General features: G+C 65.0%; 12 protein-coding genes and 1 pseudogene. 5 read left to right on the top strand and 8 right to left on the bottom strand.

The window, feature by feature from the left end; translation table 11 throughout:
- Positions 1 to 27: 27 nt before the first annotated feature.
- From PEP31012_RS20120 to PEP31012_RS20100, 5 genes are all read right to left on the bottom strand, one after another.
- A complete protein-coding gene (locus PEP31012_RS20120; RefSeq protein ID WP_150591077.1) occupies positions 28 to 711 on the bottom strand; it encodes a helix-turn-helix transcriptional regulator in 684 nt (227 codons plus the stop codon).
- Between the two features lie 46 nt (positions 712 to 757).
- A complete protein-coding gene (locus PEP31012_RS20115; protein ID WP_150591167.1) occupies positions 758 to 2014 on the bottom strand; it encodes a cytochrome c in 1257 nt (418 codons plus the stop codon).
- 145 nt (positions 2015 to 2159) lie between these two features.
- A complete protein-coding gene (locus tag PEP31012_RS20110; protein ID WP_150591076.1) occupies positions 2160 to 2864 on the bottom strand; it encodes a (2Fe-2S)-binding protein in 705 nt (234 codons plus the stop codon).
- Positions 2861 to 5764 carry a xanthine dehydrogenase family protein molybdopterin-binding subunit gene (locus PEP31012_RS20105; RefSeq protein WP_150591075.1) on the bottom strand — a complete coding sequence of 968 codons (2904 nt, stop codon included), beginning with the start codon at positions 5762 to 5764 and terminating at the stop codon, positions 2861 to 2863. The genes PEP31012_RS20110 and PEP31012_RS20105 overlap by 4 nt, the downstream gene beginning before the upstream one ends.
- 561 nt (positions 5765 to 6325) lie before the next feature.
- Positions 6326 to 6838, bottom strand: a complete 513-nt coding sequence (locus PEP31012_RS20100; RefSeq protein WP_150591074.1) for a GNAT family N-acetyltransferase — start codon at positions 6836 to 6838, stop codon at positions 6326 to 6328.
- A 91-nt stretch (positions 6839 to 6929) separates the two neighbouring features.
- Here PEP31012_RS20100 and PEP31012_RS20095 point away from each other — a divergent pair, with 91 nt between their 5' ends.
- Positions 6930 to 7520 (top strand): helix-turn-helix domain-containing protein, encoded by a 591-nt coding sequence (locus PEP31012_RS20095; RefSeq protein WP_150591073.1) that lies wholly within the window; start codon positions 6930 to 6932, stop codon positions 7518 to 7520.
- A gap of 244 nt (positions 7521 to 7764) precedes the next feature.
- Here the strand turns inward: PEP31012_RS20095 and PEP31012_RS20085 are convergent, their stop codons facing one another.
- Together PEP31012_RS20085 and PEP31012_RS23740 are read right to left on the bottom strand one after the other, a co-directional pair.
- On the bottom strand, positions 7765 to 8325 hold the full coding sequence (locus PEP31012_RS20085; protein ID WP_174978336.1) for a DUF4019 domain-containing protein: 561 nt from the start codon (positions 8323 to 8325) through the stop codon (positions 7765 to 7767).
- A complete protein-coding gene (locus tag PEP31012_RS23740) occupies positions 8316 to 8516 on the bottom strand; it encodes a hypothetical protein (RefSeq protein WP_174978334.1) in 201 nt (66 codons plus the stop codon). Before PEP31012_RS23740 ends, PEP31012_RS20085 begins: the two co-directional genes overlap by 10 nt.
- Between PEP31012_RS23740 and PEP31012_RS20080 the strand changes: the two genes are divergently transcribed.
- Positions 8515 to 9633 carry a GGDEF domain-containing protein gene (locus PEP31012_RS20080; protein ID WP_246171397.1) on the top strand — a complete coding sequence of 373 codons (1119 nt, stop codon included), beginning with the start codon at positions 8515 to 8517 and terminating at the stop codon, positions 9631 to 9633. The two genes, PEP31012_RS23740 and PEP31012_RS20080, sit on opposite strands and share 2 nt — an antisense overlap.
- A gap of 355 nt (positions 9634 to 9988) precedes the next feature.
- Here the strand turns inward: PEP31012_RS20080 and PEP31012_RS20075 are convergent, their stop codons facing one another.
- Positions 9989 to 10708, bottom strand: a complete 720-nt coding sequence (locus PEP31012_RS20075; protein ID WP_150591070.1) for a glutathione S-transferase C-terminal domain-containing protein — start codon at positions 10706 to 10708, stop codon at positions 9989 to 9991.
- Between the two features lie 134 nt (positions 10709 to 10842).
- On the opposite strand from PEP31012_RS20075, the gene PEP31012_RS20070 reads away from it, so the two are divergent.
- The 3 genes and pseudogenes from PEP31012_RS20070 to PEP31012_RS24070 form a co-directional block, all read left to right on the top strand.
- A complete protein-coding gene (locus PEP31012_RS20070) occupies positions 10843 to 11391 on the top strand; it encodes a DUF2471 family protein (protein WP_150591069.1) in 549 nt (182 codons plus the stop codon).
- Between the two features lie 88 nt (positions 11392 to 11479).
- The gene (locus PEP31012_RS20065; RefSeq protein ID WP_150591068.1) at positions 11480 to 13123 is read left to right on the top strand and encodes an exonuclease domain-containing protein; all 1644 of its coding nucleotides are present in this window, start codon (positions 11480 to 11482) and stop codon (positions 13121 to 13123) included.
- Positions 13124 to 13275: 152 nt separating this feature from the next.
- Positions 13276 to 13368: pseudogene (locus tag PEP31012_RS24070) on the top strand (peroxidase-related enzyme); the annotation flags it as partial.
- Positions 13369 to 13842 lie beyond the last annotated feature (474 nt).

Here is a 13842-nt window from a genome sequence, read left to right as displayed (position 1 = left end):
TTGAAACCTCGCCAAGGCCCGTGGAACTCACCGATTGCCCGTCGTTTCGCGCCACGTCTTGAGCAATGCCCGCCGCCCGCGCGGGTAGCGTGTTTCGCTCACCGTTAGCGCCTCGATGCGATCGGCGCGGAAATGGCGGAAGTCGTCGCGCAGTTCGCACCACGCGACGATCATGCGCATGTGGTCGAAGAAGCCGAGCGCGAACGGCCAGATGACGCGATCGGACTGGCGGCCCGCTTCGTCACGATAGGACAACTGAAGTTTTCGCTCGGAGCGAATGGCTTCGCGAATGACCGTCATGTCGACGATCGTCGGCGGTAACGGGTCGCCCGGTGCGATGAGCAGGGTCGACGCCTCGAGCGACGAGCGCAGGTCCGGCGGCAGCACCGCCGCGATCTTGGCCAGCGCGTTTGCGCCGGCGTCGGCCAGAGCGCCGTCGGTGCGCTTGGCGACCCACCGCGAGCCCAGCACGATGGCCTCGATTTCCTCTTCGGAGAACATCAGCGGCGGGAGCAGAAAACCCGGCTTCAGGACGTAGCCCAGCCCCGGCGCCCCCTCGATGTGCGCGCCCTGCGCCTGCAACATGGCGATGTCGCGGTAGAGCGTGCGCAGGCTCACGCCAAGCGAGTCGGCCAGCGCCGCGCCCGCCACCGGGTAGCGGTGGCGGCGCAGCAACTGCATCAATGAGAAAAGGCGTTGTGTGCGGGACATGGCGCGTCATTATGCGCCAAGCGGCTGCGCGTGGCAGTGCGTCGGATCACTTCTGGCGCAACTGCCTGACGACCTCGGAATTCACATCGCCCGCCTGGGCGCCGTAGGCCACCCGCAGGTAATTGCTCAATTCGGCCACCTGCGCGTCGGTGAGCTGCCGCGCGAAGCCCGGCATGTCCTGCATCGCCTCCCGCCCGGGGAACTGCTGCGGCTCGATGCCGTCGAGAATCGCCACGATCAGGTTGCGCGGATCCTTCTGACGCACTGTCGAGTTGCCCAGCATCGCCACCGCTACATGGGGTTTGCCGGTGCCGTCCGCCGCATGGCAGCCCGCGCACACGGCGAGATAGAGGTTGCGTCCCGCCTTCAACTGGCTCGTTTCGGGATGCGCCGGCAGCGGCGCCGGCGCGGGGGGCGCGTCGCCGAGCAGATACGTCGAGAGCGAGCGCAGATCGTCGGGTGTGAGGTATTGCGTGCTCAGATGCACCACCGGGTACATCTCGCCAAATGCCGACCCTTGCGCAGCGATCCCCGTGCCGAAGAACGTTTGAAGATCCTTCACTGTCCAGCCCCGTGCCGCCAGGGCGTCGGGCGTCAGATCGGGTGCGGCGATGCGCGCGAGCGCCGCCCCGCCGAGCGGCTTCGCGCTGTCGAGTTGACCGAACGTGCCGCGCGGCGTGTGGCATTCGGCACAGTGCCCCAGGGCGTTTGCGAGATAGCGTCCGCGCAGCCAGTCGGCGGACTGCCCCTTCGAGGCGTCGGGCAAGCTGTCCTTCAGGAACATCCAATCCCACACGCGCATGCCGAAGCGCACGTTGTACGGGAACGAGAGCTCGTGCTTGCGGTTGGGCACCGCAGCCGGCTTCACCGACATCAGGTACGCGTAGATAGCGTCGCTGTCCGCGCGCGTCATCTGACGATAGGACGTGTACGGCATGGCCGGATACAACGCCTGGTTGGGGGCCATCCCGTCATGCAGCGCGCGGTAGAAGTCGTCGGTCGTCCAGCCGCCGATGCCGTGCGTCTTGTCCGGGGTGATGTTGGTGCCGTAGAACGTGCCATATGGCGACTTGAGCGGCACGCCGCCCGCAAACGGCGCGCCGTTCGCGCTCGTGTGACAGGCGGCGCAATCGGCTGCGCGCGCGAGATATTTGCCGCGGGCAATCTGCGCTGACGACGCATTCTCCGCGGGCGAAGGCGAAGGTGACGCCGTCCCGTCGCCAGCCGCTGATGCGGTGGCACCTGGGGCATCCGCGGCCATACCGCTCGTCACGAGCGCAGGCGCCGCCGTCGTCTTGGGCATCGGCGGCCGGGCGGGCTTGGGCGGCTTGGGCACCGTCGAGTCGTTGCACGCGGCGACGAACAGCACCGCGACAACGCACGCCGCACGCGCGCTCCAGCGGGTGGCGCGATTCAGGCGCATGGCGTATCCCCTCTGTTTGCGTCCCTCATTTCGCATCCTTGAGGCAGCCCGGCGTCTTGAGCACGACGTCGCGCACCGCCGCGTAGTAGCGCACATACCCCGTGCACCGGCAGAGATGGTCGTTGAGTCCCTCGGTGATCGCGGCTTCGAGATCGGCGCGCGCGACCGGGTGGCGCTTCAGACGCTCGATCAGCACCGTCGCCGCGTTCACGAAGCCGGGTGTGCAGTAGCCGCACTGGAAACTGAAGTGATCGAGAAACGCCTGCTGGATCGGAGCGAGCGTGAGCTTGCCATCGGCATCGTGCACCGCGTGGCCTTCTACCGTGCGCACCGTCTTGCCGTCGAAATAGTTCGTCCCGGTAATACAAGTGCGTACGGTCTCACTGCTGCCGTCGGCATGATCGACGATCACCACGCAGGCGTGACAGATCCCCTGCCCGCAGCCCAGACGCGAGCCGGTCAGGCCCAGTGTCTCGTGAAGCCAATCGATCATCATCAAACCGGCCGGCACGTCCATCGGGCCATGCGACACACCATTGACCTTCACGGTCACCGGCAACGTCTCCCATGGGGCTTTGCCATTTACCGCTGCCACTTGGGTTCCCGGCGCTGCCGCCGCACTTGCCGCAGACGTTGTCGACGCGGCACTTGCTGCGCTCATCGGTTGTGCCGCGCCCGTCGACGCCGTGGCGTCCGACACGGCCTGCGTTGCGCTCGACGCGTTTGTCATGCCAGTACCTCCTGGATCTTCTCCGGTGTCACCGGCAACGCCGTAAATCGATGGCCGATCGCATGCGCGAGGCCGTTCACAATCGCGCCCACCACGGGAATCATCACCACTTCCGCAATGCCCTTGGGCACGTCGGTCTCGGAGATCGGTGGCAATACCTCACCGGTTTGCGTCCACACGGCGACGTCGACCGCGCGTGGCAGGTGATATCGATTGAAGTTCCACGTGCCATTGCCCGGGCCGTCCTCATAGAGCGGCAGAAACTCGTGCAGCGCGTGGCCGATCCCCATTGCGAGCCCTCCCTGCAATTGGCCCGAGACGAGTTGCGGCGAAATCTGGTTGCCGCATTCGACGATGGAATGGTGGGTGAGCAGTTCGACCTTGCCGGTCGCCTCGTGCACCGAGAGCGCCACGAGCGTGCCGACGGCGCTGTAGTAGGTCACCGCCGCGTTGTTGCGCTGCACCGGCGGGTAATACACGCGCTTGCGGTCAAGCGTGCGGTACCCCGTGGCCGGCGCGGCGGGCGCGACATGCCTGGCCGCAGAACTCCCATTGGGCGACGACGTGCCTTTCGCGACCGATGCGACCGATGCGCCCGATGCGCCCGATGCGCCCGATGCCGGATTCGCCCCTCCCCGTCCAAAGCGCAAGGCAATGCCGTCGACGGGCAGTCGCTGTGTTGCACCGTCGCCCAGATCCCAGTCCGCTTCGGCCCACTGCCACCGGTTGAACACGTGCACCGTCGCCCCGGTCGCCAGACCCAATGCGTGTGCCGTCTTGGCGAGCATCGCTAACGGCAGCGCTTCGAGCCCGGCAGCCGTGAGCTTGCCATCGACCCAGCGCGCGTCCTCCACGCGCACTACGAGCGGCGCCGCCTGCCCGCCGCCCAGCCCGCGACGCCAGATCGACAGCGCCGCCGGCCACAGCCCTTGCATGAAGAGCAACCGTGCCGCTTCTCGCGTGCTGTGCGTGAAATAGTAGGCCGAGTTCGTCGCGCTCGACGGCGACGCGTATCCCGGCGACCAACGCGGATTGGCCGCAAGCTTGTCCTGATCGGCCTGCGACATCAGATAGGGATCGCCGCTCGTCACGACCGGCAACTCCGGCCAGTCGATGATCGCGACATGCACGTCCGTGGCCGGCATGCCAAGCCATTTCGCCACGGCCACGGCCTGCGACGTCGACGTGCCCGTGCCGATCTCCACGGCCGTGTGGTGCAGCGAAATCTTGCCCGTCTCGTCGAACTCCACGCGTGCGAACGAGGTCTCGGCACCGGTGCCGAAGTCCTTTTGCACGCAGGCGAAGCCCACCCCATAGCGGCGGCCCGGATGCGCCGCCTCGAACTCCGCTTTCTTCTTCTCGCGCTGTGTCCACAAGGGATGCCGCCTGGCGCGGGCGAGCACCTCGTCCACCCGCACGGCGCCCGCCGGAATCGCCCCTTGGGTGTTCTTCATGCCCGAGCGCAGCGCGTTCTTGAGACGGAAATCGATCGGGTCGACGCCAAGCTGCGCGGCCATCTCGTCGATCATCATTTCGGTGGCGGCCATCGACTGCAACGTGCCGTAACCGCGCGCCGAGCCGGCATCGATGGCCCGCGACGCAATCGCCACGCTCGCCAGATCGCTCTGCGGGATGTAGTAGATCGACTGCGCTGCCGTCGCCCCGACCATCGCCACCGACGGCGAGAAGTTCATCCGCCCGCCACCGTTGCATTCCATGTCGGCCGCGAACGCCTGCAACAGCCCGCTCTCCTTGTCGACGCCAAGGCGATAACGCAGGGTGAACGCGTGACGCTTGAGCGACGTCTGGAACTGTTCGTAGCGGTCGTTGGCCAGGCGCACCGGCAGGCCGTCGCCGTACATCGCAGCGGCCAGACCGTAGAACGGCATGTTGTAGTGATCCTTCGACCCGTAGCCCACCGTGTAGCACGGATAGACGATCAGCCGCTTGACCGGAAAGTGCCCCTTGGCGGCCATGGCCGCCGCGTTCTCCGCCACTTCGGACGGCGATTGGGTGGGCACCACCATGTGCAGCGTCTGCGTGGCAGCGTCGTACCAGCAGTTGGCGTTATCGGGCTCGAGCGCTGCCGTGTCGATCGACTGGGTGCGATATTCGCGCGACATCACCAGCCAGTTCGCCGGCGGGTGAGAGAGCGATTCGCCGATCTTCGCCGCGTAGGCCATGCCTTGCTCGTCGAGCTTGCCGTGGTCGTTGCCGTCCGGCCACACGGGCAGATGCTTTCGCATCATGCTCGGGAAAATCGGCGCGTCCTTCAGGCTCGAGTAGATGTCATCGTCGTACGGCGTTTTGCCGCCCACGCGCACGAAGCGGAAGCTGCCCCACGGGTCGCGCTCGAGCGGGCCCGTCACGTCGCCATAGCGAATGATCTCGTCGTGAAACTTGAGCTTGTCCTTGGCGAAGCGAAAGCGCGTGAAGTCGCGGTAGATCAGAATCGCCACGGCGTGACCGAGATAGGCCGGCGTCTTGCCGGCCGGCAGCAGCATGTCGTCGCCATAGAACGCGGGGAACGCGATGCCGTCGCGCACGAGATCGTCGGCCGTCACCACGCGATCGGGTTGCAGACCCTCGTCCAGACGCGAGAGATCGAAGCCGAGATACGCGCGGTCGGCATGCGTCGCACGTAACACGAAGGCGTGCGCCTGCTGCACAGGCCAGCCCGGCATGTCGCGCGAGCGCACATCGCGCGCGAAGATCTTGGCGCCGGTCACTTTGGCCGTGCCGTCGATGCGGAACTTCGCTTGTCCCTTGGCGGCGTCCCACGCGACAGGCGTGAGATTCCTGTCTTCGAACAACGCGGCGAACGCCCGGCTGCCCAACGGCGCGATATAGACCGAAATGCCTGCGATCACCGACGCCTTGAGAAAGCCGCGACGCGACACCGCGACACCGGCGGCGTCGTCGGGGCTCTGGGAGATTCTGGAAGACGCGGTGGTCGACGAAGATGCGGCGTCAACCTCAGAACGAGCGGCTTCGCTCGACAAATCCGCAGGGCGAGAAGGCTTTCTTGGCAGGCGTGGCATAAGCGTTCCGTCCGTCTTGTTTGGGGGGATGCATCACGATCACCAAGCTCGCGCAGACACCGACGCGCACAAAACGGCACGGCAACGATCACGGGGCGCGACATCGGATACCGCCACCCTCGACCCGCGATGCTGACTCACAACGCGTGGCATTCACCTGCCGTGATGCGCTCGCGACGTCCAGCAAGCATACGCTTCATGAGTGACACCGGACATAGCAAGGCTACACGCCGACTCCCGGAATGACAAGGTTGGCCATGACGCACTGCGTGATAACGTGCACGCGCGATCGCGCAGCGCATGCCGTGGGGCGGGCGCGAGCGGCCGATATGCGGCGGGGCTGATGTTGCCTATGTCCAACGAGAAATGCCGCGATGTCTTGGCAGACATGGCGGCATCGATGGGGGGGCGGCACGTGCTTCAGTGTTTGGCGTCGATACGCAATTCCATGCATGTGAGATCGAGCCAGCGGCCGAACTTCGTGCCGACTTCGCTGAACGTGCCAACCGTACGGAAGCCGAGCTTTTCGTGCAGTCGGATCGACGGCGCATTCTGCGCTTCGATGCTCGCGATCATCACGTGAATGCCGATGGCGCGCGCGCGCTCGACCAGCGCGCGCATGAGCGTCTCGCCGATGCCGCCGCCACGCGCGTTCTTGTCCACGTAAATCGAGTGCTCGACCGTATGGCGATACCCGTCGAACGCGCGCCAGTCGCCAAACGACGCGTATCCCGCCACCTTGCCGTCGCGTTCGGCGACGATCACGGGATACCCGCGCGTCACGCGCGCCGCCAGCCACTCACGCCGGTTGTCGACATCGACGAGCACCTCGTTCCAGATGGCCGTCGTGTGCTCGACGGCATCGTTGTAGATGTCGCGAATGGCGGGAAGGTCGGCGTCGGTCGCGTCGCGCACGATGGGCGAGGAAGTCATTTGGGTAGTCCCGCAAGCAAGAGGCCGTGGATGACGGCATGGATTAGGCCGTCCATTTTACTGGAAATTAATTTCCATTAGAATGGACGACATGGATATTAACGAACGTATCGCCCGCCGCGTGCGCGATCTGCGCAGCGAGCGCGGCTATTCCCTCGATACGCTGGCGGAGCGCAGCGGCGTGAGTCGCTCGAGCATCTCGCTCATCGAGCGGGCGCAGACCAGCCCGACGGCCAACGTGCTTGACAAGCTTGCCACCGCGCTCGACGTTACGCTCGCTTCGTTGTTTGACGAACACGCGCGGGCGGACGCGCCGCCCTCGCCCTTGGCGCGTCGTGCCGACCAGCCGGTCTGGACGGACCCGGGCTCGGGCTACGTGCGACGCAACCTTTCGCCGACGCAGCCGTCGCCGCTCCAGTTGGTCGAAGTGCAGTTTCCCGCGGGGGAGCGCGTCGCCTACGATACGGGGGTGCGCGAGAATGAGGTCTGGCAGCAAATCTGGGTCATCGAAGGCACGATCGAAGTCGCGTTGGACAACATCGCGTGGCGGCTCGATAGCGGTGATTGTCTCGCCATGCGGCTCGACCAACCGATTCGCTTCCACAACCCAACGTCGGTGACTGCCCGCTATCTGGTCGGGCTCGTCACGTTACCGTTCGTTGCGCCAAGGAGAACGCCGTGATGCCGTTTGCTTCGTCATCTATCACCCCGCCCATCGCCCTGCAACGACTTGATGGGGCGTAAGCCTGGGCAGCAATCGATGATGTTGCCGACATACGCATCGACTGCGTGCAGGGCGGCGCATCGGTGAGTTTGATGCTGCCGCTTGCACGTGAGCGCGCCACCGCCTACTGGCGCAAAGTGGCTGAAGGCGTCTCGCGTGGCGAGCGTGCGTCGCCCGTCGCCCGTCGCCTATCGGCACGACCTTAGCGCACCAGATAGCCTGCGACCCGCCAACGGCTGTCGATGCCGAAGACCATCGTCACCATCTCATGGGCCTCGGCCTTGTGCTCGAAGACTGTGTTGTACTGAATCACGACATACTCGCCGTCCGGTTGCCCGGGCAGGGTACGGGTAAACACTGCGTCAGCGGTTTTGCGCGACTTCACCCGGCCCAGCGGTCCCCGCGCGGCTTGCAGGCGCTGTGCCCAGTCGTCGGCCGATATCGCTCGCTGAAACACTGGCGCCGCCTGCCCCCAGCTCTGCTGTCCGCGATTGATGTCCGTGAGCCCGAGCCAGAGATTGGCGGCTTCGAGCGCGGGGCGCACGTCGCGATTGATGTCCGCTGCTGGGGCGCTCGCGGTGTTGGCCGGGGCCGAGAACAGCGGCGGCTGGGCCGAGCGGCGCTGCATCGGTTCCTGCTGCGCCTGGGCTGGGAGGGCCGCGAGGCCGGCAGTTGCAACAAGGGCCAGCGTCAGCCCCTGGAACGAGCGGTACAGATCAACACGCGCGGGGCGACGTGACGAATGGGATCGGGTCAAACGCATTGACGCAAACTCCTTGAGACAAAAAAAGACGAACCCGGCCATTCTACTGGCGTGTTCGGTATGTAACGCGCGTAGCGGCGTACATTACAATGCACAACACATGCCCGCTTCCCGCCGCTGGTCATCGCCATGTTGACGACGTCTTTACTCGCGATCACCTCATTGCTCAGCTTCATGATGTTGCTGATCATGGGGTCTCTTCTCCGCTCACGCGTGGCGGGCGTTCGCGAGTGGTGTATCGCCAACGTCGCGGTGCTCATCGCGCTACCGCTGTTTGCGATGCGCGGCGTGTTGCCCGACTTCCTGTCGGTTGCCGTCGCCAATGTCACCCTCGCGGGCGGCCTGCTGCTTTACTTCGCGGGTTGTGCTCGCTTTCTTGGCCAGTCGCCGCATTGGCCGGCATTGGGCGCGTCGCTGGGCGTGCTCGCAGCCGCCATCGTGTTCTGGCGTTACGGTACGGACGATCCACAGACGCGTGTGATTGTCGTCTCGGCCTTTCATGCCGCGTGGCTACTGGCCACTGCCGTGCTCATTGCCCGACACATTCCGCCGCGCCGACATCCTTACAACTATTGGCTGACGGCGAGCCTCGCAGCCGCGTTCGCCATCGGGCATGCGGTGCGTGGCATGGTCTTCGGCTGGACGCCGGCGCCCGGCCCCGACGTGTTTGCGCCCACGATGTTCAACGCGGTGATGCTCACCATCGGCACGATTGTCATGCCTGCCATGACGATGGGTGCGGTCATGATGGTGCACGACGCCATGCTCGCGACCGCCGAAGAAGCCGCCAACCGCGACTATCTGACCGGCGCACTCTCACGCAAACATTTCGATCTGCTCGCGCGTCAGGAGATGGCGCGGGCGGTTGCCCGCAGTTGGCCGCTGTCGATCGTGGTCATTGATCTCGATCACTTCAAGCAGATCAACGACACGCACGGCCATGCGGGCGGCGACACGGTGCTTCGCGAATTCGTGAAACTCGTGCGCGACATCCTGCGCGAAGGCGATGTCTTCGGTCGGTTGGGGGGAGAGGAATTCGCCGTGCTGCTGCCGGGCACGGACACGCCCGGCGCGATCCGCATTGCCGAGCGCCTGCGCACTCAGGCGAGCCGGCATCTGGTGGCGGGTCCATTCGGCGTGTGTCAGTACACACTCAGCGGCGGTGTGGCGACGTGGCACGAGCATGAAACGCTCGAAGCGTTGTGCATGCGCGCCGACCGCGCACTTTATGCCGCGAAGATTTCCGGACGTAATCTGGTGCTCTCCGACGTGTTGCCGAGCGACGAAACGGCCTCCGAGGCGGGCTGATCCAGCGAGGCGTCAGCATGCTCAGCGTCGATGTCAATTTTCGGCGCTGCAGCGCCGCGGCGTTTTTGCCCTGTTGCCCTGTTGCCCTGTTGCCCTGTTGCTCTGTTGCGTTGTGAAGTTGCCGCGTTTTCACGTTGCGGCGTTGTGGGTTCGCCGGCTTGTCGGTTTGCCGACTGGCCGATTTGCTGACCCGCTGATCTGCTCACTTGCCAACTTGCTGACTTGCTGACTTGCCAACTTGCCAACTTGCCAACTTGCCAACTTGCTGACTTGCCAACTTGCTGGCGTGCTGGCGTGCTGACGTGCTGACGTGCTGACGTGCTGACGTGCTGACGTGCCGTTCAGAGGTTACACCTCACGCGCTCGATCCGTCGCCCGTGTCGCGAAAGAACTCTCGCTGCATGCGTGCAACATAGGCCGTCAGATTCGGATGGTTGGCGATTTCGTCGCGCAGCGCCATGCGGAAATGCGGCGACGCGGCGCTACCGATGAATCCGAAAGCCGTGGCGTCCGCACCGCAAGGCGCGTCGCCGAAGAAGTACGGTTTATCACCGAGCACGTCGGCCGCCGCCTGCGCGCCGCGCTTGAGCAGTTGCGACTGCTCCTCTGACGTATAGCGCCCGGTGCCCTGCCCATGCAGCGTGCCGCGGATCTTGCGACGGATGAGCGCCTGCGCGAGCGGACGCACCGGCCAGGGAATCGCCTTGAAGAACGAGGCCGGACCCTTGGCGAAATTCTCGTCGTCGCACCAACGCGCATGCACGACATGCCAATAGAAATGATCCTCCAGCGCCTTCTCGAACATCCACGCAGCGCCCCGTCGCTCTGGCGTCAGGCCCGCATCGAAATCAAACCCATACTTGCGCTCGATATACAGCCGGATCAGCGTCGAGTCCGCCACGATCTCGCCGCCATCGTCGATATACGGCAACTTGCCCTTGGGCGCACGCCGAAACCCACTGCGATCCGTCCGATAGGACAGCCCGGCGAGTTTGAGCAGCATCTCCGCCTTGACGACGAATGGGCTGGCGTCGGGCATCCCGAACGATGGGCCGAAAGTGTACAGGGTCAGCATCGAGGTGGGGTCCTATGCAATAGACATGGCGCAGAGTATTACACGTGGCGGCAACCCCGTCAGGCCTGCCGCGCTGCGTCACTCGCGCACTGTGATTTTGTACAGTACAATACCTCCCAATCGAGGAATGTCTTATGGAAACCATCGACTGGGATCAACTGGCGCTGAGTGCTGCCGAACGCGACCTTGCCGGCATCGTGCGAGAGATTGCCGCGCGCTACGCGCAGCAGTGCGCGAGTACCGCGCGAGCGGTGCCGCCGCATGATGTCGCCGTTATGCAAACGCATGGCGGATCGAACGAAGCGAACGACCCGAACCACCCAAACGAAGCGGCCCCAGCCCCGGCACTGGACTGGCGTACGCTCCTGGCGATCGCCGATGAAGCAGAGGCGGATATCGGCCTGCATGCACGGCATGAGCCGTGGGCACTTGCGCGACTGCTGCGCCTGCCCGGCGACGAGGTGCTGCGCCGTGACGGCGCGTTGCCGCCGCTCGATGCGCTCGTCGATTTGCATTGGCCCGACGCTGCAGCCCCGCTCGTATTCCGCGCCATCGTCGCGGCATTCGCCGGAGACGACCCGCGCGGTGGCGAGGCGGCGCCGTTCACGGCCGACCAATCCGTTCGAGCCCTGGCATCGCACACGGCCGCTTCGTACGTCCACTTGCCGGCGTGCCCGGCCTGAGCACGGCCCGGGATCGCCAGCACAACATGGTTGATGACGTGCCTGACATCGCCATTGAGGACGCCGCCCCCCCTTCATCCGCGACGTGATGGATCCCGACGCGCTTGCCCGCTCACTGCCCGCGCCGATGGTCTTCGTCGATCTGGAGACGACTGGCGGCAATGCTCTGGACGACCGCATCACCGAGATCGGCGTGGTCGAAGTCGGCCCGCATGGCGTGGAACAGTGGAGCACGCTGCTCGATCCGGCCGAGCCGATTCCGCCGTTCATCCAGCAATTGACCGGGATCACCAACGAGATGGTGCGCGGCCAGCCGTCGTTCGAGACACTCGCACACGGGTTGGCAGAGCGCCTGCAAGGCAAGCTGTTCGTCGCCCACAATGCGCGGTTTGACTACGGCTTTCTCAAAAACGAATTCCGGCGCGCCGGCGTCGTCTTTCAGGCCGATGTCCTGTGCACGGTGCGTCTGTCGCGTCTGCTGTTTCCCTCGGCGGCACGGCATGGTCTGGACGCGTTGATCGCCCGCTTCGGCCTCGCCCCGCTGGGCCGTCACCGCGCGCTCGCCGACGCCGATCTACTTTGGCAATTCTGGCAAAAACTCCACACGATTTACGCGCCCGACCTGATCGGGCAGGCGGTGCAACGCGTGACCAAACGCTCGAGCCAACCACCGCAACTGCCGGACGACGCCGTCGACGCCCTGCCGAACCGCCCTGGCGTCTACCTGTTCTATGGCGAAGGCGACACGTTGCTGTACGTGGGCAAGAGCGTCGACATCCGGGCGCGCGTGCGTTCGCATTTCTCGAGCGATCATCAAGTCGCCAAGGATCTGCGAATCTCGCAGGAAATCCGTCGAGTGGAGGCGCGCCGCACGGCGGGCGAGCTTGGTGCGTTGCTGCTGGAGTCGCAACTGGTCAAGCAGTTGCAGCCGGTACACAACCGTCAGTTGCGCCGCACGGCCCAACTTTATAGCTGGCAGCTCGCGCCGGACGCCGATACGCCGCAGCTCGTCAGTGCGAAGGCGGTCGACTTCGCCAGTGCCAAAGCCTTGTTCGGCACCTTCTCGTCGCGCACACGTGCGCAGAGTGCGCTGCGCGCGCTGGCGGACGAACATCGCCTGTGCTGCGCACAACTCGGACTGGAAACGGTAGGCGCCGGACGTCCCTGCTTCGGATACCAGGTCAAACGTTGTGACGGCGTATGCGTCGGTAAGGTACCGTTGGCCGCGCATACCGAGCGGGTTCGCGAGGCGCTTGCCACGTTGCAGTTGCATACCTGGCCCTACGACGGTCCTATCGCGATTGAAGAGCACGGCGCCGATGCGACGGAGGTCGACTACCACGTGATCGACCGCTGGCAATATCTGGGCAGTGTGGCATCGCGTGAAGCGCTGGACGCCTTCGTTGACACCCTGCCCGCCGTGACCGGCTTCGATCCCGACATCTACCGCCTGCTGGGGCGACGCCTCGCCGCGTCGCGACAGGCGAGCGATAGCGTGGCGGGCGACACCACCGGCACGCTGTGCGCAGCCGCGGAGGGAGCCGTTCCGGCGCCTGCGCGTCGTCCGGCGGCGCCGCTGGTCGTACTGCCATTGAGCCGCCCGGCATTTCGCCTCATCCCGTCCGAACCGACGGATGCCGCATCCGGCAAGCCCACCATGGCATTGTTGCGCCGCCACCATCCACGTCCAGAAGACCCTGCACAATTTCGGCTGCCGTTCGACGCGCACTAGCCGAAGCCCGCGTGCCAAAGCGGGCAGCGCCCCGTTCATTGGAAATCAAACGGTGAAGTCATTTCTTACCGCAACACGTCGCATGGACAGCTTCAGCATATCCAGGCCCCGTGTCGCATCGGATCGACGTCAATGCGATGCGGAGATCCTCTGACCTGATCGATTCGATTGCGATCTTCGTGTGGGCGAACTATCTGATGCTCAACCTCAGCGACCCAGTGTTTCCAGAGCCGGCCGCAGTCTGAGCGTCGACACAGGGCAAAGCTTGACGATGACCGTGTGCCCCGATCAATCGCCGTACTTGACGAGGGGCGGTGGCGTAGCCGAGCACCCTCTCACGGATGCCGAGGTTGGCGAGCCGGTGTTCGCTGCGATGACCGTGCGCCCCAATCAATCGCCGTACTTGACGAGGGCGGTGGCGTAGCCGAGCACCCTCTCACGGATGCCGAGGCTGGCGAGCCGGTGTTCGCTGCCATGACCGTGCGCCCCAATCAATTGCCGTACTTGACGAGGGCGACGCCTTGGCCGCCCCCCCCCCTCTCACGGATGCCCAACGTGGCGAGCCGGCGTTCTCCAGGCGAGCATTGGATATCGCGCCGCCATCGGGATCCCCGTTATCGTTGCGGCAAGATTTAAACGCACAAAGCAAAAACCCCTTGCTACGCGTTGTAGCAAGGGGTTTTTAGGGGGAGCCTGACGATTACCTACTTTCACACGGG

Origin of the sequence: Pandoraea eparura, assembly GCF_902459725.1 — a bacterium.
Lineage (GTDB): Bacteria > Pseudomonadota > Gammaproteobacteria > Burkholderiales > Burkholderiaceae > Pandoraea > Pandoraea eparura.
Note: the sequence above shows the minus strand (reverse complement) of the source record. Positions and strands in the feature narration are given on the sequence as shown.